At 66.0% G+C, this 23439-nt stretch carries 20 protein-coding genes; 7 read left to right on the plus strand and 13 right to left on the minus strand.

Going from position 1 to position 23439, the window contains the following annotated elements; all coding sequences use genetic code 11:
* The coding region (locus HV675_RS23230; RefSeq protein ID WP_246270494.1) for a tetraacyldisaccharide 4'-kinase at positions 1 to 309 on the minus strand (309 nt) is incomplete at its 3' end.
* 542 nt (positions 310 to 851) lie between these two features.
* On the opposite strand from HV675_RS23230, the gene xseA reads away from it, so the two are divergent.
* Together xseA and HV675_RS23240 are read left to right on the plus strand one after the other, a co-directional pair.
* On the plus strand, positions 852 to 2231 hold the full coding sequence (gene xseA / locus HV675_RS23235) for an exodeoxyribonuclease VII large subunit (protein ID WP_175113576.1): 1380 nt from the start codon (positions 852 to 854) through the stop codon (positions 2229 to 2231).
* 448 nt (positions 2232 to 2679) lie between these two features.
* Positions 2680 to 3258, plus strand: a complete 579-nt coding sequence (locus tag HV675_RS23240; protein WP_175113578.1) for a superoxide dismutase — start codon at positions 2680 to 2682, stop codon at positions 3256 to 3258.
* 223 nt (positions 3259 to 3481) lie between these two features.
* On the opposite strand, the gene HV675_RS23245 is transcribed toward HV675_RS23240, so the two are convergent.
* From HV675_RS23245 to HV675_RS23255, 3 genes are all read right to left on the minus strand, one after another.
* Positions 3482 to 4102, minus strand: coding sequence for a LysE family transporter (locus HV675_RS23245; RefSeq protein WP_175113580.1), 621 nt, complete (start codon positions 4100 to 4102; stop codon positions 3482 to 3484).
* Between the two features lie 231 nt (positions 4103 to 4333).
* Positions 4334 to 5737, minus strand: a complete 1404-nt coding sequence (locus tag HV675_RS23250) for an NYN domain-containing protein (RefSeq protein ID WP_175113582.1) — start codon at positions 5735 to 5737, stop codon at positions 4334 to 4336.
* A gap of 213 nt (positions 5738 to 5950) precedes the next feature.
* Positions 5951 to 6538 (minus strand): isochorismatase family protein, encoded by a 588-nt coding sequence (locus HV675_RS23255; protein WP_175113585.1) that lies wholly within the window; start codon positions 6536 to 6538, stop codon positions 5951 to 5953.
* A 52-nt stretch (positions 6539 to 6590) separates the two neighbouring features.
* On the opposite strand from HV675_RS23255, the gene HV675_RS23260 reads away from it, so the two are divergent.
* Positions 6591 to 7199 carry a TetR/AcrR family transcriptional regulator gene (locus tag HV675_RS23260; protein WP_175113586.1) on the plus strand — a complete coding sequence of 203 codons (609 nt, stop codon included), beginning with the start codon at positions 6591 to 6593 and terminating at the stop codon, positions 7197 to 7199.
* 71 nt (positions 7200 to 7270) lie between these two features.
* Here the strand turns inward: HV675_RS23260 and clpP are convergent, their stop codons facing one another.
* Entirely contained in the window at positions 7271 to 7936 is a 666-nt protein-coding gene (gene clpP, locus HV675_RS23265) for an ATP-dependent Clp endopeptidase proteolytic subunit ClpP (protein WP_175113588.1), read from the minus strand.
* Positions 7937 to 8149: 213 nt separating this feature from the next.
* Between clpP and HV675_RS23270 the strand changes: the two genes are divergently transcribed.
* Positions 8150 to 9409, plus strand: coding sequence for a sigma-70 family RNA polymerase sigma factor (locus HV675_RS23270; protein WP_246270496.1), 1260 nt, complete (start codon positions 8150 to 8152; stop codon positions 9407 to 9409).
* Here HV675_RS23270 and HV675_RS23275 read toward each other — a convergent pair.
* The 3 genes from HV675_RS23275 to HV675_RS23285 all read right to left on the minus strand — a co-directional run bounded on the left by HV675_RS23275 (position 9365) and on the right by HV675_RS23285 (position 14055).
* A complete protein-coding gene (locus HV675_RS23275; RefSeq protein ID WP_175113590.1) occupies positions 9365 to 10639 on the minus strand; it encodes an EAL domain-containing protein in 1275 nt (424 codons plus the stop codon). The genes HV675_RS23270 and HV675_RS23275 overlap by 45 nt on opposite strands.
* A gap of 250 nt (positions 10640 to 10889) precedes the next feature.
* Complete coding sequence (gene mdtD, locus HV675_RS23280) at positions 10890 to 12275, minus strand: multidrug transporter subunit MdtD (RefSeq protein ID WP_175113674.1); 1386 nt, start codon at positions 12273 to 12275, stop codon at positions 10890 to 10892.
* Positions 12276 to 12639: 364 nt separating this feature from the next.
* Positions 12640 to 14055: an aminotransferase-like domain-containing protein gene (locus HV675_RS23285; RefSeq protein WP_175113592.1), complete on the minus strand. Its 1416-nt coding sequence runs from the start codon at positions 14053 to 14055 to the stop codon at positions 12640 to 12642.
* A 158-nt stretch (positions 14056 to 14213) separates the two neighbouring features.
* Between HV675_RS23285 and HV675_RS23290 the strand changes: the two genes are divergently transcribed.
* Both HV675_RS23290 and HV675_RS23295 read left to right on the plus strand, forming a co-directional pair.
* On the plus strand, positions 14214 to 14516 hold the full coding sequence (locus HV675_RS23290) for a DUF2917 domain-containing protein (protein ID WP_175113593.1): 303 nt from the start codon (positions 14214 to 14216) through the stop codon (positions 14514 to 14516).
* A 247-nt stretch (positions 14517 to 14763) separates the two neighbouring features.
* Complete coding sequence (locus tag HV675_RS23295; protein ID WP_175113595.1) at positions 14764 to 16182, plus strand: CoA transferase; 1419 nt, start codon at positions 14764 to 14766, stop codon at positions 16180 to 16182.
* Between the two features lie 15 nt (positions 16183 to 16197).
* Here HV675_RS23295 and HV675_RS23300 read toward each other — a convergent pair whose 3' ends face one another.
* The gene (locus HV675_RS23300) at positions 16198 to 16944 is read right to left on the minus strand and encodes a GntR family transcriptional regulator (RefSeq protein WP_175113597.1); all 747 of its coding nucleotides are present in this window, start codon (positions 16942 to 16944) and stop codon (positions 16198 to 16200) included.
* 159 nt (positions 16945 to 17103) lie between these two features.
* On the opposite strand from HV675_RS23300, the gene HV675_RS23305 reads away from it, so the two are divergent.
* Positions 17104 to 17949, plus strand: a complete 846-nt coding sequence (locus tag HV675_RS23305; protein ID WP_175113599.1) for an aldo/keto reductase — start codon at positions 17104 to 17106, stop codon at positions 17947 to 17949.
* Positions 17950 to 18174: 225 nt separating this feature from the next.
* Here HV675_RS23305 and HV675_RS23310 read toward each other — a convergent pair whose 3' ends face one another.
* From HV675_RS23310 to HV675_RS23325, 4 genes are all read right to left on the minus strand, one after another.
* A complete protein-coding gene (locus tag HV675_RS23310; protein ID WP_175113601.1) occupies positions 18175 to 18951 on the minus strand; it encodes a hypothetical protein in 777 nt (258 codons plus the stop codon).
* 402 nt (positions 18952 to 19353) lie between these two features.
* Positions 19354 to 21453 (minus strand): ABC transporter ATP-binding protein, encoded by a 2100-nt coding sequence (locus tag HV675_RS23315; protein ID WP_175113603.1) that lies wholly within the window; start codon positions 21451 to 21453, stop codon positions 19354 to 19356.
* Positions 21450 to 22376: an ABC transporter permease gene (locus tag HV675_RS23320; RefSeq protein ID WP_175113605.1), complete on the minus strand. Its 927-nt coding sequence runs from the start codon at positions 22374 to 22376 to the stop codon at positions 21450 to 21452. The genes HV675_RS23315 and HV675_RS23320 overlap by 4 nt, the downstream gene beginning before the upstream one ends.
* The gene (locus tag HV675_RS23325) at positions 22373 to 23380 is read right to left on the minus strand and encodes an ABC transporter permease (RefSeq protein ID WP_175113607.1); all 1008 of its coding nucleotides are present in this window, start codon (positions 23378 to 23380) and stop codon (positions 22373 to 22375) included. The genes HV675_RS23320 and HV675_RS23325 overlap by 4 nt, the downstream gene beginning before the upstream one ends.
* Between the last annotated feature and the right edge of the window lie 59 nt (positions 23381 to 23439).

A 23439-nucleotide genomic window follows, 5' to 3' on the forward strand; every position in this document is an offset into this window, starting at 1 on the left:
CGGTGTGCGCACGCGCGCGCCGTAACCGCGCGACACCACGCCGGGTGCGAAGCCGGCCGCGCGCAGCGCTTCGACGAGCGCGATCACGGTGGGCGTCTTGCCCGTGCCGCCGACCGTCACATTGCCGACCACGACGACCGGCACGCCAATGCTGACCTGTTCGAGCCAACCCGCCGCGAACGCGCCACGGCGTGCGGCCGCAACGGCGCCGAACACGCACGCGAGCGGCGACAGTGCCCACGCGAACGCACCGCGCCGCTGCCATTCGCGCGCGATGTACGTCTCGATGCGGGCTTGCAGTTCGTTCATGGGCGTGCGGCGCGGCGGCGCAAGGGGACGCTGCATCCTGGCTGCAGGAGCGGTGCGCGCGACACGATGAACGGGATCGACATCGACAGGATTCTCCGGGGCGATCGATTGCAAAGATTGCAACGGCTACACCCGGCGGGTCGCCGGGACCCGGCACTCTAGCGCGCGAAGCCGTATCGCGGCAAGTCGCCGCTTGTAGCATCGGACAGGCCAGGCGCCGCTTTGCAAACCCGCGCGATGCGCACCCGGCTTGTGGATAACTTTGTGGAGAACCTGCCCCGCATGGACCCGCAAGTACCGCCGCCCAAGCCTTCCGCCGCTATAGGCATACATTTAAGAGATAAAAAACTCATAAAAATCAAATAGATATATCGAAATCAGTGGGTTTCCCGGGCTGTTTTCGATCGCTTATCTTTAGCATCCCGACATGTGGACACTTTTAACAACGTGACTAACCCGCATCCGCGAAGGGTGGACGCAGCCGCCTTGCCGGTCTATCGTCTGTCCGGCCAGTCACTCCGACTCATCGATCCGATCGCCGCATGAATCCAGATAGTTCCTTTGCTTCGTCCATTCCGAACGGCAGCGATGCCGTCGTGCCGGTATCGGCGTTGAACCGTGCAATCGGCACGATGCTCGAGCGCTCGTTTCCACTCGTGTGGGTATCCGGCGAGGTGTCGAACTTCACGCGGGCCGCGAGCGGTCACTGGTACTTCTCGATCAAGGATGCGCAGGCGCAGATGCGCTGCGTGATGTTTCGCGGTCGCGCGCAGTATGCGGAGTTCACGCCGCGCGAAGGCGATCGCATCGAGGTGCGCGCGCTCGTCACGATGTATGAGCCGCGCGGCGAACTGCAGTTGAATGTCGAGGCGGTCCGTCGCACCGGCCAGGGTCGTCTGTACGAAGCCTTCCTGAAGCTCAAGGCGCAGCTCGAAGCCGAAGGGCTGTTCGCCGCGGAGCGCAAACGCGCGCTGCCCGCGCATCCGCGCGCGATCGGCATCGTCACGTCGCTGCAGGCCGCCGCGCTGCGCGATGTACTGACGACGCTTGCGCGCCGCGCGCCGCACGTGCCGGTGATCGTCTATCCGGCGCCGGTGCAGGGCGTGGGTGTGGGCGCGCGACTCGCGGCCATGGTTGAAACGGTGAATGCGCGGCGCGAAGTCGACGTGTTGATCGTGTGCCGCGGCGGCGGTTCGATCGAAGACCTGTGGGCGTTCAACGAAGAGGTGCTCGCGCGTGCGATCGCGGCGAGCGAGGTGCCGGTGGTGAGCGGCGTCGGTCACGAAACCGACTTCACGATCGCCGATTTCGCAGCCGACGTGCGCGCGCCGACCCCCACCGGCGCCGCCGAACTCGTGAGCCCGCAGCGTGTGCTGCTGCTGCGTGAGCTCGATCATCGGCACGCGGCGCTCGCGCGCGGCTTCGGCCGCATGATGGAGCGGCGCGCGCAGCAGCTCGACTGGCTGGCGCGCCGTCTGGTCTCGCCGGCGGAGCGGCTTGCGCGGCAACGCACGCATTTGCAGCAGTTGAGCGTGCGGCTCGCGTCGGCGGGTGCGCGGCCGGTTCGCGATGCGCGTGCACGCTTCGCGTTGCTGCACATGCGCTGGCAGCGCGGCTGCCCGGACGTCGCGGTGCAGCGCAGTGCGCTTGGCCGGCTCGACGAGCGTCTGCGCGCCGCGTTTGCGCGACGGCACGAACGCGACGCCGCGCGGCTTGCCTCGTTTGCGGCGCGACTCGAAGTGCTCAGTCCGCAACGTACGCTCGAGCGCGGCTATGCCGCATTGCTCGACGGGCAAAGCGGCCGCGCGGTGCGCGCGCCGGCTGCGCTGAAACCGGGGCGCCGTTTGACCGTGCATCTGGCGGAGGGCTCGGCGGACGTCGCGCTCGCTGATGTGCAGCCGCGTCTGACCGATGGTTTCTGAGCACTGTAGATTTGACCTGATCGACGCGCAATTGCGTAACGTTCTATCTGCGTCGCGAGCGGGCATTCGGATGGACTCATTACGCCGTTTCATGGATGGGGCAAATCAGACAGCCGCACGCCGCGAGGAGCGCGGATAAAACGAGCGGATGGCGCTGAATAACAGGGCCAATAAAGAGTCCCGATAACGGGCCCGATATCCGCCCGGGTACGCCGCTTGATACCGTTGTTGATACAACACTTGATGGCACGTCCGGTCAGAACGGAATGCGGCATCGACGTGGCGCGAAGACCTGCGGTCACGATACGTGCGCGCCGCGTGAACCTCGCGATTGGCATGCCGATGGCCGAAAGACCGTCGGTTTGCGGGGTTATCCCAACTCGCCTACAATCCATTGCTCCAAGCGTTGTCCGCAGACTTCCCCATAAACAGATAGAAGGAAAGCACCATGGAACATCAGCTCCCGCCTCTGCCGTACGCGAAAAACGCACTCGCGCCGCACATGTCCGAAGAGACACTCGAGTTTCATTACGGCAAGCACCATCAGACCTATGTGACTAACCTGAATAATCTGATCAAGGGCACCGAATACGAAAATCTGCCGCTTGAAGAAATCATCAAGAAATCGTCGGGCGGTGTGTTCAATAACTCCGCGCAAATCTGGAATCACACGTTTTTCTGGAACAGCCTGAAGCCGCAAGGCGGCGGCGCACCGAGCGGCGCGCTCGGCGAAGCGATCAACAAGAAGTGGGGTTCCTTCGACAAGTTCAAGGAAGAGTTTACGAAGACGGCAGTCGGCACGTTCGGTTCCGGCTGGGCGTGGCTCGTGAAGAAGCCCGACGGCTCGCTCGACCTCGTGTCGACCAGCAACGCCGCCACGCCGCTCACCACGGACGCGAAGCCGCTCCTGACCATCGACGTGTGGGAGCACGCGTACTACATCGACTATCGCAATGCGCGTCCGAAGTTCGTCGAGGCGTTCTGGAACATCGTGAACTGGGACTTCGCTGCGAAGAACTTCGCGTGAGCTAATGCGGTGCCGATGGCACTTCATCCGGCACGTTGTGACTCACGCGGTTCTGCGTAGAGTTCGCGATACAACCGGCAGCAGTGCGTAGTCGAAATGAAAGCCCTCCGTTGCGAGGGCTTTTGTTTTTGAATCGGCTCTTCGTCTCTTCGTCCCTTCTCACCTTCTCACGACGGGCTGCTTGCGCCGTTCTTCATGGCGCGCTCGCCGCGGCGGCGCGCGCTTACCGGTCGAGCGCGAGTTTGGCGCCCAGCGCGATCAGGATCGTGCCCATCGCGCCATCGACAATCTTCCGGATGCGGCCATAGCCGTGTTGCACACGCTGCATCGAGAACACGATGGCCATCGCGTTGAACCAGCCGAGCGATACGAGGCTCACCACCGCGACCGTCATCGCATGCACCCACAGCGGCGCATGCGCGGGCAGCACGGTCACGAACAGGCCGCCGAAGAACGCGGCCCCTTTCGGATTGGTCAGGCCGACGAACAAACCGCGGCGATACGCGCCAGACGCGCTGGTGGGGGCGGCGGCGCTGGCGTCGAGCGTGCCGGCGGGCTGACGCAGACCGGCGAGCATTCTGATTCCGAGGTAGACGAGATACAGCGCGCCGGCTACACGGATCGCGCCGTACAGCCATGCGAGCTGCGCGAGGATCAGGCCCAGACCGAAGATCGCAAGCGTGGCCCACAGCGCATGCGAGGTCGCGATGCCGCACGCGGCGAGGAGTCCGGCGCGGCGCCTTGCAAGCGCCTGCGACGTCACGGCCATCAGATCGGGACCGGGGCTCGCGCACGCGAGCAGCATCACGCCGGCGACCAGCGCGAGGTGGGGAATGTAGCTCATAAAACACCTTCGAAAGGACGCGCGCGTGACCGGTAGGACGAGTGAGCCGGCACGACGCGCGTCGAATGTCCAATCCCGTACGGGATTGGCGAATCTAGCATGCGCGGTGAGGATGTGCCGCACGCGGCGCCGCTCCATCCGCGCGTGAAGTGTCGCGGTTCGCTGCGTGCTTGCGTGCTTGCGTGCCGCGCGAGCGCGCGGCGTGTGGCGGCGCGCCGCGCGTTTGGAGGATCAGCCGGCGTCGGTCGCCGCCGTCGATTTGCGTGGCCGGCGGCCGCGCGACGCCGATTTGCGCGCGGTCTTGCCGGACGGCGATGCGCTTTCGTGAGCGGCGGTGGCCGAGGCGTCCGGTTCCGGCGATGCCTGCGGCGAATCTGCGCGGGAGGCCGACTCTTCGGACGCGCGTGCCGTGTTGCCCGCGGCAGATTCGGCCGATGCCTGCTTCGTTTTGCTCGCTTTCTTCGCAGCGGACTTGCGCGCCGGTCGCCTGGTTGCGCGCGTGTCCGCGTGATCGGCCGCCGTTTGCGTGGCGAACGCGCCGCTTCGCTCGCCGGTTTCCGCTTCGGCTTCGGGCGATGTTTGCGCGCTCGCGTCGGTCACTTCGCGCCACCCCTCGACTGCCGTTTGCGATTCGCGTTCGCCGCCATCCGCGGCCGTCGCTGGCGCGCTTGCGGACGCGCCGGTCGATTCGCGTGCGTGCCTGCGGCCGCCGCGGCCGCGGCCTGTTGCGGCCTTGCTTGCCGCTTCATGTGCAGCCTCGCTGGTCACCTCGCTCGCGGTTTCGACAACCGCTTCGCCGGCCGGCGCCATCAGCGCATGGCGATACACATAAGTACCCGATTTCTCGTCGCGGCCCACTTCGAGCAATCCGCGCGCTTGCGCTTCGTCGAGCAGATTGCCGAACGCGCGAAAGCCGTAATACGTTTCGTTGAAGTCGGGCTTGCGCCGCTTGATCGCGTTTTTCAGCACCGACGCCCAGATCTTGCCGCTGTCGCCGCGGTCGGTTGCGAGCGCATCGAATGTCTGCACGGCAATTTCGATTGCCTTTGTCTTGCGCGCGTCGAGATCTTCCCTGCGCTGCTTGTCGCCGTCGGGCGCGCGTTTCGCGGCCGGCTGCGGCGCGCGCGCCGCTTCGCGTTTCGCGGCGGCACGCTGGCTCTCGCGCACCAGATCGTCGTAGAAAATAAACTCGTCGCAGTTCGCGGTGAGCAGATCGGACGTCGAGCGTTGCACGCCGACGCCGATGACCTGCTTCGCGTTCTCGCGCAACTTCGACACGAGTGGCGAAAAATCCGAATCGCCGCTGATAATCACAAAGGTGTTGACGTGCGATTTCGTGTAGCACAGATCGAGCGCATCGACGACCAGCCGGATATCCGCCGAATTCTTTCCCGATTGCCGCACATGCGGAATTTCGATCAGCTCGAAATTGGCTTCGTGCATGGTCGCCTTGAAGCCCTTGTAGCGATCCCAGTCGCAATACGCCTTCTTGACGACGATGCTGCCCTTCAGCAGAAGCCGCTCGAGCACGAGCTTGATGTCGAATTTTTCGTACTTCGCATCACGCACGCCGAGTGCGACGTTCTCGAAGTCGCAGAAAAGCGCCATGCTGACAGTATCGGAAGATGACGCCATGAGGGGTTCTCCATTGGGATGCGGGCCGGCCTGCCTCACGTCGCGGCAGGAAAGAGAGAAAGTAGTAGATGGTAAGGGACAGGGCAAGTGCCGGCCAGCAAAAAAGCCCTCGCGGCGAAGCGGCTTTCACCGATCCATACGGTGCGGCTGCATGAAGCGGCCGTGACGGTCATGCGGCTGCCGCCGCATCGCATGTTCAGGATCACCCGGTTCTCACGGCCGCGGCGCGCTCACCGCGGCGACGAATTCGTCCGTCGAACGGACTCGCCCCATGCGCGGGAAGACGGCTTGCACCGCGAAACGGTGCGCGTCCGCGCTGAAGGTGCTCATGGCGTCCTCGATGAACACCAGCTCGTAGCCCTGATCGAACGCGGCGCGCGCGGTCGATTCGACGCCGAAGTTGGTCGCGATGCCGGTCAGCGCGATGGTGCGAATGCCGCGCCGCTGCAACCGCTGTTCGAGGTCGGTGCCATAGAACGCGCCCCACTGACGCTTGGTCACGATGAAGTCGCCCGGGTGCACGCCTGCTTCGGGTACGAGCTCCGATGCCGACGGCGGCGGCGCCGGCGAGCCGGGCGCGCGCAAAGGTGCGTCGGCCGGCAGCGACAACAGTTCGGCGATATCCACCCGCACATACACGATGGCGCCGCCGGCTGCGCGCAGCGCCTGCGCCGCGCGCACCGAATTCTGCACGACTTGCGCGCTCGCATGAGGCTCCAGCTGCCGCGCGATATTGCTCTGCTGCAAGTCGATCAGCACGAGCGCGGTGGCTTGCGGATCGATGGAAAGGGCTTGCGCCATGGAACACCTTTATGTGAGGATTGCCTCAAATCATCATACTCGAAAAATGAGCATGGCCTCAGCTACAGGAATGACCGCGCGGCGTGTGCCGCAACAGCCGCGCGCCGCGCGCCGCGTCGAAGAACTGCTTGACGCGGCCGCCGCAACGATCGCGCAGCGCGGCTTCGAGGCGGCGACGATGACCGAGATCGCCGAACGCGCCGGCGCATCGATCGGCGCGATCTATCAATACTTTCCGAACAAGGACGCACTGGTGTTCGCGCTGCGCACGCGTTACGGCGACACGATGGATGCGCGTTGGTCGGCGCTCACCGCGAGCGCGGACGGGCTGATGGTGCCGCAACTGGTCGAGCGCATCTTCGCGTTGCTGGTCGAGTTTATGAAGACGCATCCGGCGTACCTGCCGTTGTTATCGGTATCGCTCAATTTCAGGCGCGACGCGGCGGTGCGCAACCGGCTGCGCAAGCGCTTCGCCGAACTGTTTCAGCGCTATCAGCCGGCATTGTCCGGCGACGAAGCGTTTCGCGTCGCCGAAGTGACGCTGCAGGTCGTAAAGAGCATGAGTGCGCTTTACGTTCCCGCAAAGCCGAAGGAGCGGGCCGCGCTGGTCGGCGAATACAAGGCGGTCCTGTCCGCGTATCTGGGTGCGCGTCTTGCGTGAGTTGCGCGACGACGTGCGACGTGCGCCCTGTGCGCTGTACGACGCGGCACACGGCGCGCATGGTTCATCGCTCATCGCGTGTTGAGCAGCGGCGCGGTGCGCGTTTCTAGCACGTCGTCGATCAGCCCATAGCTTCGCGCGGCGTCGGCCGACATGAAATTGTCCCGATCGGTGTCCTTCTCGATCTGCGCGACGCTTTGCCCGGTGCACTGCGCGAGTAGCGCATTCAACCGTGTGCGCAAATAAAGCACTTCCCTGGCCTGGATCTCGACGTCGGCGGCCGTGCCCTGGCTGCCGCCCGACGGCTGGTGGATCATGATGCGCGCGTTCGGCAGCGCGTAGCGCTTGCCGTGCGCGCCCGCGGCCAGCAGGAACGTGCCCATGCTTGCCGCGAAACCGGTGCACAGCGTCGATACATCCGGCTTGATGAACTGCATCGTGTCGTAAATCGAGAGGCCGTCATAAACGGAACCGCCTGGCGAGTTGATATAGAACGCAATATCCTTATCGGGGTTCTCCGATTCGAGAAACAACAGCTGTGCGACGATCAGACTCGCCGACTGCTCGTTGACCGGGCCGACCAGAAACACGATGCGTTCGCGCAACAGCCGTGAGTAGATGTCGTATGCGCGTTCGCCGCGACTGGACTGTTCAATGACGGTCGGCACGAGGCCGAAGCCGGACGCGGACGCTGATGCTGACGGAAAGGAAGATGCAAGCGGGTGGCGCACAGGCATAGGGTCCTCGCTGGATCGGGTAGCCAGGGTGAAATGACGTAAATGGGGCCGCGCGCAATCGGCGCGATGCCTGTCAGCGAAGACGCGCGGTCAGTGGGGCGCGTGACGAAAAGAATTTTTTCGATCAGGTGTCACGGCATGATGCGTTCGTGCGTCTACAGGGAAGCGGGGCGCGATGTGAAGCGCCCGTGTGACCATCGAGGAGCATGACGAATGGACGACGACGCGCAACGCACGGAGGCGGGTGGTATGGACGAAACGAGTCACGCGAGCGACGCGAATAGCGTGCGTCAAGGCGAAACAGGTGGCGCGGGCGGAACAAGCTGTGAAGCAGGCTGTGAAGCCAGCCGCGAAGCAGTCAGCGAAGCAGTCAGCGAAGCAGTCAGCGCAACAGAAGCCAGCGCATACGCGCCGGACGCCGCATTCGCCGCGTTGCGGCGCAAGCTGGTTGCGCATGCGCAGCGTCGGCTCGGCAGCCGCGCGGAGGCGGAGGACGTGGTCCAGGACGCCTGGTTGAAATGGCATGGCGCGCAAGGCCAGGGCGCAGGCGCCATCCGGTCGCCCGAAGCGTGGCTCATGACCGTCACGACGCGGCTCGCGATCGACCGCCTGCGCCGCCTGCGTACCGAGCGTGCATCGCACCTCGCCGGCAGGCTGCCGCAGCCGTGGCTCGATGCGCTCGCGCCTGCGGCCGACCAACCGGCACTGCACGCTTCGCAGATGTCATACGGCGTCACGCTGCTGGTCGAGCGTTTGAAGCCCGACGAGCGCATCGCGTTCGTGCTGCACGAAGCGCTCGACTGCGACTATGCGGAAATCGCGAAGATTCTCGCGAAGACGCCGGCTCATTGCCGGCAGATCGTCCATCGCGCGAAGGAGCGCCTGCGGCGCGCGGGCACGCCGTCGAAAGCGGCGGATGCCGCGCAGCACGCGCGCATCGTCGAACGCTTGCGGGCAGCCATCGATGCGCAGGACCACGCGGGCCTCGTGCGCCTCTTTAGCGACAGCGTGCCGATTGCGATCACGGAAGACGACGGCCGTATCGACTGCACGCAAGCGAATGGCGCTGCCGATACCGCGCTCACAGCGCAGGCTGCCGCCGCGCGGGTCGCTGTGCTAACGGATGAAATCGTGGCGCGCGCAGTATCCGGTCGGCCGCATGATAACGGCGCAGGCTGCACAAGCGGCGCAAGCGGCGCCGTGCAGGCCGAAGCGTTCTGCGTTCACGCCGGCGGCACGCCGAATATTGTCTTGCTGGTGGATGGAGAAATCGTTGCGCAGTTGCATGTATCGACCGCATATGGTGCGATCGCCGCACTGCGTATCGTCACGGACCGGGTGGCGCTGCAAGCGGTCAATCGCGCGTTCGGTCTCCCGGCTATCCGGCGCATAGTGCAGCAAGCGCAGCGGATCGCCGCGCAGCAACCGTCATGGACGCGGTGCGGCGCCGTCCCAGTTGATATCGACGCATAGCACCTGCATGCCGAGCGCGGTCTGCGATGCAATCGACGCGGTCACGCACAGGTGCGCTTCGTTGATCGACAGATACGGCGGCGTCAGTTGCACATGGCCCGGCGCGCGTACCGCCTGGATGAAATAGGGGCGTCGCTCCCAACTCGCGCCTTCTGAATGCAGCAGCGGACGGAAGCGTTTCGCGCGCTGCGATGCGCGCCCGGTCGGCAGCACGTTATCGCCGATCTGCCGTCCCGACCCATCGAGCAGAAAACAGCGCGCGGTTTCGCGCAGTGCGAGCAGCGGCCCGGTCGCGTCCGCGATGGTCGCGCCGTCGGCAAGCTGTGCGCTCGCGTGCTCGAGCGCGGCGACGAACGGCGCCAGCCGTTCCGCCTGCGCCTGTTCGCGCGATGCAACCCGCTTGCGCAGCGCGGCGGACAGGCTGTCCATCAGGCTCACCGTCGCCTGCGGTTTGACCGGCTCGACGCTCGGGCTCGCGAAGTACGTGCCTTGCACGAAATCGACGTTGCATTCGAGCGCGATCAGCGCATCGTTTTCAGTGGTCAGATTGCCCATCAGCACGAGCTGCCCGGATTCATGCAGCAGCGACACGATGCCGGGCAGCACCCGCTCGATATGCGAATGCTCGGTGGCCTGCGCAAGAATGCCGCGGTCGAGCGTGACGATATCGGGGCGCAGCGTCCATACGCGGTCGATGTTCGAATGCTTGGCGCCGAAGCCGTCGAGCGCGATCAGAAAGCCCGACTTGCGCAGCGCATCGATGATTTCCGCGAAGCGCGTGGTTTCGCCGCCGGCCTGCTCGGTGACTTCGAGCACCACGCGTTGCGGCGGCAGACCGAGCGACTTCAGGCCGGCCAGCAATGCGTCGCCATAGCTCAGATCCATCAGCGCGGCCGGATGCAGGCTCAGGAAAAGCCATTCGTCATGGCTGTCGAATGCGTTGAAGTTGCCCAGATGCAGCGATTCGGCGAGCCGCCCGAGTTCGAGCAGGTCGCCGCGCCGCGCGGCTTGCGAAAACACTTCGTGCGACGGCACTTGCAGTGCGTTTTCATCGTGCACGCGCAGCGACGCGTGATAGCCGATCGCGCGCCGATGCGACACCGAAAACACCGGCTGGAACACGCTGAAGACGGTATAGCCGCCGTAGCGCACCGTGCGTCGGGAACCTTCCTCCCCCGCAACAGGGCGCGGCGGCTGAAAGCCAGGAGGATCGAGTTCGACCATGCTCATCGTGTCAATCATTCGCTGGAGTGCGCACGGGCGCGAAGCATTTAGTTTACAGGATCGGCCAGCAAGAAACATGCGCAAGGGCAAACTGTCGCGTCATCTGACGGATGGCTTTCCGGCAAGGCTTTGCGCTTTGCCGACCGGGCCGGTCGGCGAGGTGCACGCCGGTTGTGCGCACGACGTTGGTGCACGATGCGCGCATTGACGTGTGCGACGCCCCGTTGCGGCTCGAAGCGGGCCGTCAGGCGCGAAGTCAGGTTCGTTCCGACGGATCCGTCTTCGGCGCCGGCCGGCGGATATCCTGCGCGAGCTGCGCGAAGATCCACGACGTCCCGGCGGTGATGATGCCCACGCAGATAAACGTCGCGTGAAAGGCCGGCAGCGTGTTCGCTTCGGTGACGCGCGGGATGATGCCGGTGAAGGTGGTCAGCATCGCGCCCGCGACCGTGACACCGAGGCTCATCGACAGCATCTGCACCAGCGAAAAGAGGCTGTTGCCGCTGCTGGCGCCGCCGGTGCCGAGGTCCTTCAGCGTCAGCGTATTCATGGCGGTGAACTGCATCGAGTTCACGCCGCCGAAAAACGCGAGCTGCACGAGGCGCAGCCACAGCGGCTGGTTGGGGCTCGTCAGCGCGAAGCTCGCCATCGCGAGGCCGACCAGCACGGTGTTCGTCACGAGTACGGGCCGATAGCCGTAGTGGAAGATCAGCCGCGTGACGAGACGCTTGGAGGTCATGCCCGCCGCGGCGACCGGCAGCATCATCAGACCGGCTTCGAAGGCGCTGTAGCCGAGACTCACCTGCAGCAGCAGCGGCAGCAGATACGGCATCGCGCCGCTGCCGATGCGCGCGAACAGATTGCCCAGAATGCCGACGCTGAACGTGTGAATCCTGAACAGGTCGAGCGAGAAGAGCGGCTGCGGCGTGCGCACCGCGTGCAGCCCGTATGCGGTGAAAAAGCCGAGGCTCAGGATAAGCAGCACCAGCACGGTCGCGTGTTCGAAGCCGAACTCGCCGTGCCCGTCGAGCGCCATCGAGATGGCGATCATCGCGACGATCAGGAGCAGATAGCCTTTCAGGTCGAATTTCGCGGTATCCGGATTACGCGAATCGGGCATGAAGATGGACGTTGCGATCACGCCGACTACGCCGACCGGCACGTTGATCAGGAAGATCCAGTGCCATGACGCGATCTTCACGAGCCAGCCGCCGAGCGTCGGGCCGATCAGCGGACCGATCAAGCCCGGTATCGCGACGAACGACAGCGCGGGCAGGTAGCGTTCGGCCGGAAACACACGCAGCACCGCGAGGCGCCCGACCGGCAGCAGCATCGCGCCGCCGGCGCCTTGCAGGATGCGCCACAGCACCAGTTGCGGCAGCGTATGCGCGCTCGCGCACAGCAGCGAGCCGACCGAGAACACGAAGATCGCGCTCATGAATACGCGCCGCGTGCCGAGCTTGTCGGCGAGCCAGCCGGAGACCGGGATCATCACCGCCATCGTCAGCGAGTATGCGATCACCACCGATTGCATGCGCAGCGGCAATTCGCCGAGGCTGGTCGCCATCGCGGGCAGCGCGGTGTTGACGATGGTCGCGTCGAGCGTCTGCATGAAGAAGCCGGTCGCGACGATCCATAGCATGACCGTGAGGGCGCGGGCGGACGGCTTGGCGGGAGGTGTCTCGGATGTTGTCGTATTGGCCATGGAGTGCGAAGGGCGAGCCGGTTGAACCGGTCGGGCGATATTTTAAGCAGAAACTGTGTCGGCGGGCAGATCCGGTTGTGCAGGGGCAGCGGAAACGACACGTCATATGACGCGTCATGCGTTCGCGGTGCAAGCGGCAGACCTGTGGAGGATAGCGATGCATTGCGCATCCGCCGCCGCGCCGCTTGCGGCGTGGTGCGGTAGGCGCGTGATCGGCGAGTGCGACGAGTGTGACAAGCGCGACAAGTGTGACAAGCGCGACAAGCGCGGCGTATGACGCGCGCCGTCGGCGTCGCCTGGATCACGCTTTCAGTTGCGCCGCCGCTTCGAAGAACGCCCGCGCCCGCGGATCTTGCGTATAGGCCGCGTTGATGCGGATCCACGGACTCGGTTCCGCGTTCGGGCGAAAGTAGTGGCCCGGCGCGACGGTCACGCCAAGCGGCGTGCCGCAATCGGCAAGCACGCGCGAATCTTCGATATGCGGCACGCGCGCCCAGATGATGTTGCCGCCAAGCGGCTTCTCGAACACTTCCCAGCCGGCCGTTTCGAGCATCTGCACGGATGCGCCCAGCGCGTCGTGCATGCGCCGGCGCAGCCGTTCGAGATGCTTGCGATACATGCCGCGCTCGAGCAGCGCGACCGCGACCGCTTCCGCGAAACGCGACCCGCCGATGGTGGTCAGCATCTTGATGTCGGCGAGATCCTGGATGATCGCGTGGCGCGCGATCGTGTAGCCGATGCGCAGCGATGACGACAGCGTTTTCGACAGCCCGCCGATGTAGATCACATGTTCGAACTGATCGAGCGTCGCGAGCCGGTCGGTCGCTTCGGTCTGGAAGTCCGCATAGATGTCGTCTTCGATGATCGTGAAGTCGTGCTCGCGCGCGAGTTGCAGCAGACGGAACGCGACGTGCGGGGCGATCGTCGTGCCGGTCGGATTGTGGAACACGCTGTTGATAAAGAAGAGCTTCGGCCGATGCTGCTGCAACTGTGCCTGCAGCACGTCGAGATCGGGGCCGTTGCGGGTGCGCGGAATGCCGACCAGCTTCACGCCGTGCAGTTTCAGGAGGCCGAACAGGTTGTAGTAGCCGGGGTCTTCGACGAACATCGTGTCGCCGGCTTTCAGCAGGTAGCGCATCAGCAGGTCGAGCGCCTGGCTCGCGCCCTGCGTGATCAGGATTTGCGAGGCGTCGACCTCCATGCCGAGTTGCGCCGAGCGGCTGCGCAGGTGCTCGCGCAATACCGCATTGCCGAGCGGCGTCGCGTAGTCGATCAGGCTCGCGGAGTCGGTGCGCGAGACGTGGCGGATCGCTTGCGCGAGGCTGTCGACGTCGCGCCACGCTTCGGGGATAAAGCCGCTGCCGAGTTTCAGCGAGCCACCCGGATGATTCAGCTGCTGCAGGATGTGGTACGACTCTTCTTCGGCGCGCCGCGGGTCCGAGGTGCCCTGGCTGCTGTCGAGGCCCGCGCGCGTGCGTTGCGCGACATAAAACCCCGAGCCGTGCCGCGAATCCAGATAGCCAAGCGACACGAGCCGGTCGTACGCCTCGATGACCGGAAAGCGGCTGATCTGACAGTCGGCGGCCAGCTGGCGGATCGACGGCAGCTTGGTGCCGGCGTGCGCGGCGCGCGAACCGATCCATTGCGTGACGCCATTGACGATCTGCTCGGTGAGCGGCACGCCGCTGTCGCGATCGAGTTCGATATCGAGTTTCATCTGACTACCCTCGTGGGCCGCACCTCTGGCTAGGTAAGCGAAAGTGTCCGTTTTTTTAACTGCACAGTTCCGTTGAAAGTGTTCGGTACTGTGCATGTGATTGGCGCCATCGTACGTCAATAATGAACTTACCGAAATGCCTTGCAAGGAGCACGGCGATGCGCGAAATCCGTATTTTCGAACTCGAACACGGCGAGCCGGCGGCCGCGTGGCGCGTCGCGCAGCCGGCTACGCTGAAAGTGACGGCCGGCGAAGTCTGGCTGACCGTCGAGGGCAAACCTGAAGACTACTGGCTTGCCAGCGGTGAATCGTACCGGCTGCCGCGCGGCGTGACCGCGTGGATCAGCGCCGGGCGTCATGGCGCACGCGTCGTGCTGTCGGGCAGCCGTCACTTTGCGGCGTGGCCGTTGCGCCGCTGGTCGGCGCGGAACTGGGTGCCGCGCTGGTTGTTGCCGGTCTGAATGGCGCGGCGGCCCGATACCTCGGGCGCTATTGAACGATCGCGTGTGATCCGCGTGTGATCCGCATGTAACCCGCGTGTTCCATATGTTCCCTGCGATCGGTTCAGGCGGCGTGCGCGGTGGCGCAAGTGTCCCGCGCCGCTCGTGCGGCAAACGCGCCGCGCGTCGTTTGTCTTGATCGCCGCGCGGCCGGATTCTAGACTGGTCGCCCATGCCACTGCGGCGGCGCGCGACGCCACCTTGAATCATGACCACGCCTCGGGTTGCGCTGGACCATCTGTGGACCGCGGCCGGCTGCGATGCCGCCGCGCTCGACGCCGTATCGATAACGGGCGACGATCCTGCTTTGCCGTCGGTGTTTCGGGTCGGCACGCTCGCTGCCGCGACGATTGCCGCAACCGGGCTCGCCGCGGCCGAGTGCTATCGCTTGCGCGGCGGCCAACGGCAACATGTGAGCGTCGATGTGCGGCGCGCGCTCACGGCGTTTCGCAGCGAGCGGTATCTGCGCGTGAATGACGCGCCGGCGCCCGAAATGCGCAGTCCGATGTTCGGTTTCTTCGAGACCCGCGATGGCCGTTGGGTGCAATTGCATACGAACTTTGCGCATCACCTCGACGGCGTGCTGAACATTCTCGGTTGCGCGAATGATCGGGCCGCCGTTGCACAGGCCATTCGCGGCGACTGGGACGGCGCCGCGCTCGACCAGACACTTGCCGACGCAGGGTTGCCCGCCGCGCTGATCCGCACGCCGCACGAATGGGCGGCGCTCGAGCAGGCGCAGGCTATCGCGAGTCTGCCGCTCTTCGAGATCGAGCGGATCGGCGACGCGCCGCCGCAGCCGATCGCCGCGTCGTCGGGCCGTGCCGGCGAATTGCCCGGGCAGCCGCTCTCCGGCGTGCGTGTGCTGGACCTGTCGCGGATCATCGCGGGGCCCGTCGCGGGCCGCGCGCTCGCGTCGCACGGCGCGCAGGTGCTGCTCGTCAACGGGCCGCATCTGCCGAATATCGCGCCGCTCGTGATCGACACCGGCCGCGGCAAGCGTTCCGCGACGCTCGACCTGCGCGAAGCGGCGGGCCGCGAACAACTGGCGTCGCTGACACGCGATGCCGACGTGTTCCTGCAGGCGTACCGGCCAGGCGCGCTCGCCGCACGCGGTTTCGGCCCGCAGGCGCTCGCGCGATTGAAGCCCGGCATTGTCTGCGTATCGATCTGTGCGTATGGGCACGAAGGGCCGTGGGCGCAGCGTCGCGGTTTCGACAGTCTCGTGCAGTCCGCGAGCGGCATCGCGCATACCGAGGCGCGCGCGGCGGGCGTCGACGCGCCGAAGCATTTGCCGTGTCAGGCGCTCGACCACGGCACCGGCTATCTCGCCGCATTCGGCGCGATGGTGGCGCTCACGCGCCGCGCGACCGAGGGCGGCAGCTGGCATGTGCGGCTGTCGCTCGCGCAAACCGGCCGCTGGCTGCACACGCTCGGGCAGATCGAAGACGGCTGGCAAACGCCCGAGGTCGGGTTCGACGATGTGAGGGACTGCCTCGAAGCGGTCGATTCGCCGTTCGGACGTGTGCTCGGCACGCCGCCCGCCGAGCAACTCGCGCACACGCCGGCACGCTACGACCGGCCGCCGGTGCCGATCGGCGCCGATGACGCGCGCTGGGCAAGCTAGCGCGCCGCCGCTTCGCTATTTGCGCAACTCGGCGACGAAGTCGTAATAGTCGTTGCGGCAATACGTATCGGTCAGTTCGATCGCACGCTGGTCCGCCGTATAGCCGACGCGGGTGATCAGCAGCAACGCCTCGTTCGGCGCGATGCTCATCTGCTGTGCGATCTCGTCGCTCGCATTGACCGCGCGAAAGTGCTGCAGCGCGCGCACGATGGTGAGCCCGCGCTGCTCGAGGTACGAGTACAGCGAATCGCCGATCGCATGCGGATCGGGAATCACCGAAGCGGGAAAGGTCGAATTTTCGACGGCCATCACGATGCCGTCCGCGAGCCGCAGACGGCGCAAGCGCGTGACCGCGGCCGCCGGAGACAGCCCGAGGCGGATCACTTCATCGCGATTGGCGGGCACGATCTCGCGTGCGAGCCATTGCGAGCTCGGCGTGAAGCCGCGCCGGCGCAGCATTTCGCTGAAGCTCGACAGGCGCGACAAAGGATCTTCATAACGCGGCGTGATAAAGCTGCCCGCGCCTTGCGTGCGGCGGATCAGCCCCTGTTCGACGAGCAGCGCGATCGCCTTGCGCGCGGTGATGCGCGATACACCCAGCGCTTCGGATAGCACGCGCTCGGAGGGCAGCGCTTCGCCCGGGTTCCAGCGATTGTCATGAATGGCGTGGCCGAGCTTGCGGGCGAGTTGCAAGTAGAGCGGGGTATCGTTTTCCGGGTCCGGGCGCAGATCGCGCCAGCGGTCTTCCGACGTTATGTTCATGAAATGTGCGCAAGAAGGGCAGGCGGCAATTTTATGACATCGGCGCGCCGCGTTATAGCGGGCTTTTGCCTGGCTTGCCGATGCGTTCGCCGCCAAGACGCTAAACTCGAATGCACGCACCGCATGGCGGCGCCGCACCCTCGAGACATGGAGAGACTCATGACGACCGACATCGCCAACGTGACGCTGCCCGACGGCGAGCGCATTCCTAAGCTGGGGCAGGGCACGTGGGAGATGGGCGAGCGCGCGTCGCAGCGCGCCGCGGAGATCGCCGCGCTGCGCGAGGGCATCGCGCTCGGCATGACGCTGATCGATACCGCGGAAATGTACGGCCAGGGTTCGACTGAGTCGCTCGTCGGCGAAGCGCTCGCGGGCGTGCGCGACGATGTGTTTCTCGTCAGCAAGGTGTATCCGCATAACGCGAGCCGGCGCGGCGTGCAGGCCGCGTGCGAGCGGTCGCTGAAACGTTTGAAGACCGACCGGCTCGATCTGTATCTGCTGCATTGGCGTGGTTCGGAGCCGCTCGAGGAAACCGTCGCGGGCTTCGAGGCATTGCGCCAGGCCGGCAAGATCCGCCATTGGGGCGTCAGCAACTTCGACCTCGACGATATGGAAGAGCTCGCCGCCGTGCCGCACGGCGATGCGTGTGCGACCAATCAGGTGCTGTATAACGTCGCGCGGCGCGGGCCGGAATTCGATCTGCTGCCGTGGTTGAAGTCGCGCAGCATCCCGGCGATGGCGTATAGCCCGGTCGATCACGCGCGGCTGCCCAAGCGCTCGCCGCTCAACGAGATTGCCGCTGCGCACGGCGCGTCGGTGTTTCAGGTCGCGCTCGCGTGGGTGCTGCTGCAACCGGACGTATTCGCGATTCCGAAGGCGGGGCGCGCCGAGCACGTACGCGACAACCGGCGCGCCGCGGAGCTGCAGCTTACCGCCGACGATTGCGCGGCAATCGATGCACACTTTCGTCCGCCGCTTCGCAAGCAGCCGCTCGAGATATTGTGACGATGGTTCGACGAGGTCTTCTTCCCGTCGCGCAGGGGCGGCGGCGTGCGTTGTGTTTGACCCGCCGCCCGACGCGTTTGCGATGCGGGCGGTGACAGTCGACCGGGGGATCGAACGATCACCGCCACTGCCACCGCCGCCACTGCCGGCGCGGCGCTGCCTGTTATGAGCGGGTCACGTGGTCTGTCGCGGCTGGAACGGCGCGGGGGCGCCGTTCGCCGGAATCTAATGCCCGTTGCCGCCGCCGTGACCGCCACCACTGCCGCCTGAGCCGCCGCTGCCCTTGCCGAAGCCGCCTCCAAAACCGCCTCCAAAGCCGCCGCCAAAACCACCACCGAAGCCGCCCGCGCCAAAGCCGCCTCCATGGCCACCGCTCGGACCACCTGCGCCCGCACTGCCGCCGCCACAACCACAGCCGCCGCTGTTACCACCGCCGCCACCGCCGCCACCACCGCCACCGCCGCCACCGCCACCGCCGCCACCGCCGCCACCACCACCACCACCACCACCACCACCACCACCACCACCACCACCGTTTCCGCTGCCCCGGCCACCGCCACTACCAGGACCGCCGGAAGCGGAAGCGCCGCCACCGTTTCCGGACGAGCCACTGCCACCCGATGACGCGGCACCCGCCGCGCCGGAGCCACCCCGCGCACCACCGCGTGCGTACGGTCCGCAGTTGTTCTGGTTGCCGATACAACTATCGGGTGTGAACACCGCTGCCGCGTCGTCGGCCGCGGTCACGGTCGTCTGATCGGCGGCCGACTGACCGGTGGCCACTGGCTCTCCCGGTGCGCCGGATTCACCGCGTCCCGGCTGCCCGGCGACCGACACGCTGCTCGCCGGCAGTGCCGCATCCGCGACGACGACCCATTGCGGAATCACTTCCTCCGCGCGCGCGATGTGCGCAGCCGCGACCCAAACCGCCGCGCCGAGCACGATCGACATCGCATGCCGGCCAGAAAGATTGCAGTGCGTAATAACGTGTGTGGTCTTCATCGCACTTCTCCCTGAAACCTGCGGCCCCGTTCTTGCCGCGATTTCCTTTGTTCCATTCTTGTCGGCGGGCGGGTCGCGAGACTTCGTCGTCGCGTAGCCCGCCGCCTTTATTGCCCCGTAGCTTGTCTTGTGCGTCGCACGTCGTGCATGCGTTTGCCCGGCGCGCGACACGCTCCCCTGGATCGCCCGTCAACTGTCGATCCGCTTGCCTGCCGTCGTGCGGCGATCATCAGGCCGATCGCCGCAAAGCCGGACGCACCGCATCTAGCGATAAACATGCCATTGGCAGCAAACGCACGTCACATGCGGTGCGGCATGCGCGCATCGATTGCAGGTGGGCGTAAATCGGCGGAAAACGTTTCGACGCTGAAACGGTCGCGCCATATCAGCACGTGCGACGTTTCATGCGCGGCGTTGAAGCGAGCGAAGCTCGTCGATGGGGATATGGCAGCGAATCTGATGACCGTGGCCGGCATCGGAGGTGGGCGGGTCCTGCTGTTCGCAGATCGCGCCGATCTTGCGCGGGCAGCGCGTATGGAACACGCAGCCCGAAGGCGGCGCCGCGGGACTCGGCGGCTCGCCTTCGAGCTGAATGCGCGGTCGGCCGGCGATCGTTGCGTGCGCATCGAGTGTCGGGACTGCCGACAGCAGCGCCTCGGTATACGGGTGATGCGGTCCTTCGAACACCGCGGCGGCCGGTCCGATCTCGAGCAGCCGCCCGACGTACAGTACCGCGATGCGATCCGACAGATAGCGCACGACATGCAGATCGTGCGAGATAAAGACGTAACTCACGCGATGTTCGCGCTGCAGATCGACCAGCAGGTTCAGGATCGCGGCCTGCACCGATACGTCGAGCGCAGAGGTCGGCTCGTCGCAGACGACCACGCGCGGGTCGCCGGCGAAGGCCCGCGCGATCGCGACGCGCTGCTTGAGCCCGCCGGACAGCTGCCGCGTGCGCGCGCTCAGATAGCGGTCCGGCAAACGCACCGCGGCGGCGAGCGACGCGAGCCGTTCCTCGCGCGCGAGGCCGCGCAGCGAAGTCAGCCGCGACAGCGCGCGGCCGATCAGCCATTTCACCGAATGTGCGCGATTGAGCGCGGAATCGGGGTTCTGAAACACGATTTGCAGCGACTTCACCTGCTCGTCGTTGCGTCGCGTCACGCGCGATGCCAACGGCGACCCGTCGAGTTCGAGCACGCCGCCTTCGTCCGGTGCGATCAGTCCGAGCAGCATTTTCGCGAGCGTCGTTTTGCCGCTGCCCGATTCGCCGACGAGGCCGAGCGTCTCGCCAGCCGCGAGTTCGAGCGATACCGTGTCAACCGCGTAGACGGTGCTGCCCGATGCATGGAAAGTCTTCGACACGCGGTCCGCGCGCAGCACGCGCTCGGCGTGCCCGGGCGTCGGCGCGGCGAGCGGCGCTTGTGCCGCGCGTGCGGACGCATTCGAACTGGTGCGCGGCAATTCGGTCGCCCGCTCATGATAATGACAGCGCGACATCTGATCGCCGTGCGGCGCGCTCATCCGGTGCGGCGGCGGTGCGTCGCGGCGGCAGCGCTCGTCAGCGAGGCGGCAGCGGTCCGCGTAAATGCAACCTCGCGCGCTCGAACCGGGCGGCGGCAAACTGCCCGCGATCGTGTCGAGCCGATCCGTGTCCTTGCTGCGGCCGGGGCTCGGCAGGCAGCGCAACAGGCCGACCGTATACGGATGGCGCGGCCGCGTGAATACGTCGCTTGTCGCGCCTTCCTCGACGAGCTTACCCGCGTACAGCACGCCGACCCGTTCGCACATCTTGCCGATCACCGCGAGGTTGTGGCTGATAAAGAGCACCGCGGTGCCGTACTCGCTGCGCAACTGCGCGATCAGGTCGAGCACTTCGGCTTCGACTGTCGCGTCGAGTCCGGTAGTCGGTTCGTCGAGAATCAGCAGCGCCGGATTCGACGCGAGCGCCATCGCAATCACCACGCGTTGCTGCATGCCGCCCGACAGTTCATGCGGATAACTTTCCATCACGCGCTCGGGCGCGGCGATCCTCACACGCCGCAGCATCTCGAGCGTGCGCCGCATGGCTTCGTCATACGTCGCGCCGGATACTTCGAACGCTTCCGCAACCTGGCGCGCGATCGTCAGCGACGGGTTCAGTGCACGCGACGGATCCTGATAGACGATCGAAATCGCATTGGCGCGCAGTTCGCGCAGCGCCGCCGCGTCGAGCGACGCGACGTCCTGCCCGGCAATCGACATGCGGCCCGCTTTCACGCGGCCGTTGCGTGGGAGATAACGCAACACGGCCATCGCGACCGTCGACTTGCCGCAGCCCGATTCGCCGACGAGTCCATACGATTCGCCGCGCCGCACGCGAAACGACACGTCCTGCAGCACGTCGCGATCGCGGCCGCGCACGCGGTACGCGACGGTGAGGCCGACGATCGTCAGCGCGTCCGTCCGGTCGTGCTTCGAAACGTCGAATGCGGGGAACGCGGCAGCCGGCGATGCGCTCATCGGTCGAATACTCCTTGCACGCTGTCTGCAATCAGATTCACGCCGACCACCAGCGACGCGATTGCCGCCGCGTCGAACACGACCGTCCACCATGCGCCGCCGGCCATCAGCGTATACGACTCGGACAAGGCGAGCCCCCAGTCCGCGGACGGCGGCTGGATGCCGAAGCCGAGGAACGACAGCGTGGCGACCGAAAAGATCGCGTAGCCGAGACGCACGGTCGCTTCGACGACGATCGGCGGCAATATGTTCGGCAGGATCTCCGCGAACATGATGTAGAGCGCGTGCTCGCCGCGCAATTGCGCGGCGGCGACATAGTCGAGATGGCGTTCGGCGAGCACCGCGGCGCGTACGGTGCGCGCGGTGATCGGCATGAACGTGATGCCGATCACGAGAATCACGGTGAGGTTCGATGAGCCGACCGCGGCAAGCGCGAGCAGCGCGACGATCACGAGCGGCAGTGCGAGCACGGCGTCGATCGCGCGGCCGATCACATGATCGACCCAGCCGCCGAAGTAGCCGACGATCAGTCCCAGCGTGGTGCCGGCCACCGTGCCGACCAGCGTTGCGAGCGGCGCGATCGTCAGGATGTCGCGCGCGCCGACGATGACACGCGAGCAGATATCGCGGCCGAGCTGGTCGGTGCCGAACCAGTGTGCGTGATCGGGTGGCAGCAGCGAGTTGAGCGGGTCCGATGCGTAGGCGTCGTGTGGCGCGATCCACTTGCCCGCCAGTGCACACGCGACCCACCACAGCATGATCAGCACGCCGACGACGAAGCCCGGCGACAACACCAGCAGGCGCAGGCGCTCGTAGCGAGGTCCCTGCGCGCCCGGCGGCAGGGCGGCCGCTGCGGCTTCAGCCGTTGTGCCGGCGGCGACCGCGCCGGACGTTTCAGATGTACCCGGAGTGGCGCCCGTCATTCGGCGCTCCTCACACGCAGCCGCGGATTGAGCGTCACATGCAACGCATCCGCGACGAAATTGGCCACCGTATAGACGACGCCCACCGTCAGCACGCCGGCTTCGAGCATCGGAAAGTCCTTCGCCTTCGCGGCGTTGTAGATCAGCGAGCCGATGCCTTCGTAGTGAAACAGCGTCTCGACGACAACGAGGCCGCCGATCATATAGCCGAACTGCGTCGCCGCGACGGTGATCGTCGGGAGCAGCGCATTGCGCAGCACGTGGCGGAAGATCACGACATGCGGCGGCAATCCTTTGAGAATCGCGGTGCGCGTGTAGTCCGCATCGAGCGCTTCGACGGTGCCCGCGCGCGCCATTCGCGCGATGTAGCCGAAGAAGATAAAGACGAGCGGCAGCACCGGCAAAATCAGGTGGCGCAGCTGTTCGGGCACGCCGGCGCCGGGCGGCGCGGAGGCTTCGATCGGCAGCCAGCGCAGCCAGACGCCGAACACGAGAATCAGCACGATCGACGATACGAACTCGGGCACCACCGTCGCCGACAATCCGACGATGCTGATTGTGCGGTCGAGCCAGCGTCCTTCGTTCAACGCGGCCCACACGCCGCCCGCCATGCCGAGCGGCACGACCACGCAAAACGCGAGCAGGCCGAGCTTCGCGGAATTCGCGAGCGCGCTGCCGATAAACGGCGCAACCGGTTCGCGAAACACATACGACGTGCCCATATCGCCGTGCAGCAGATGCCCGATCCACTGCATGTATTGCGTGAGGAGCGGCCGGTCCGCGCCGATCTGATGGTTGAGCGCCGCGACTGCGCGCGCATCGGCGAGCGGTCCGAGAATCGCGCGGCCGACGTCGCCGGGCAGCAACTGGCCGCCCGCGAAGACGAGCACCGACAGCAGCCACAGCGTGACGAGCGCGAGCGCAAGACGCGTCGCGAGAAAACCCGCGACGCGCGCCGCGTTGCCCGAAGCGCCGCGTGTGACGGTGGAGGCAGTAGTCGACATCGATTTCCCTTGCGGCGCGTCGATGGAGCGAGCGCTTGGGCGCTTACTCCGGTCCCAGG

The organism is Paraburkholderia solisilvae (genome assembly GCF_902859875.1).
Taxonomy (GTDB): Bacteria; Pseudomonadota; Gammaproteobacteria; order Burkholderiales; family Burkholderiaceae; genus Paraburkholderia; species Paraburkholderia solisilvae.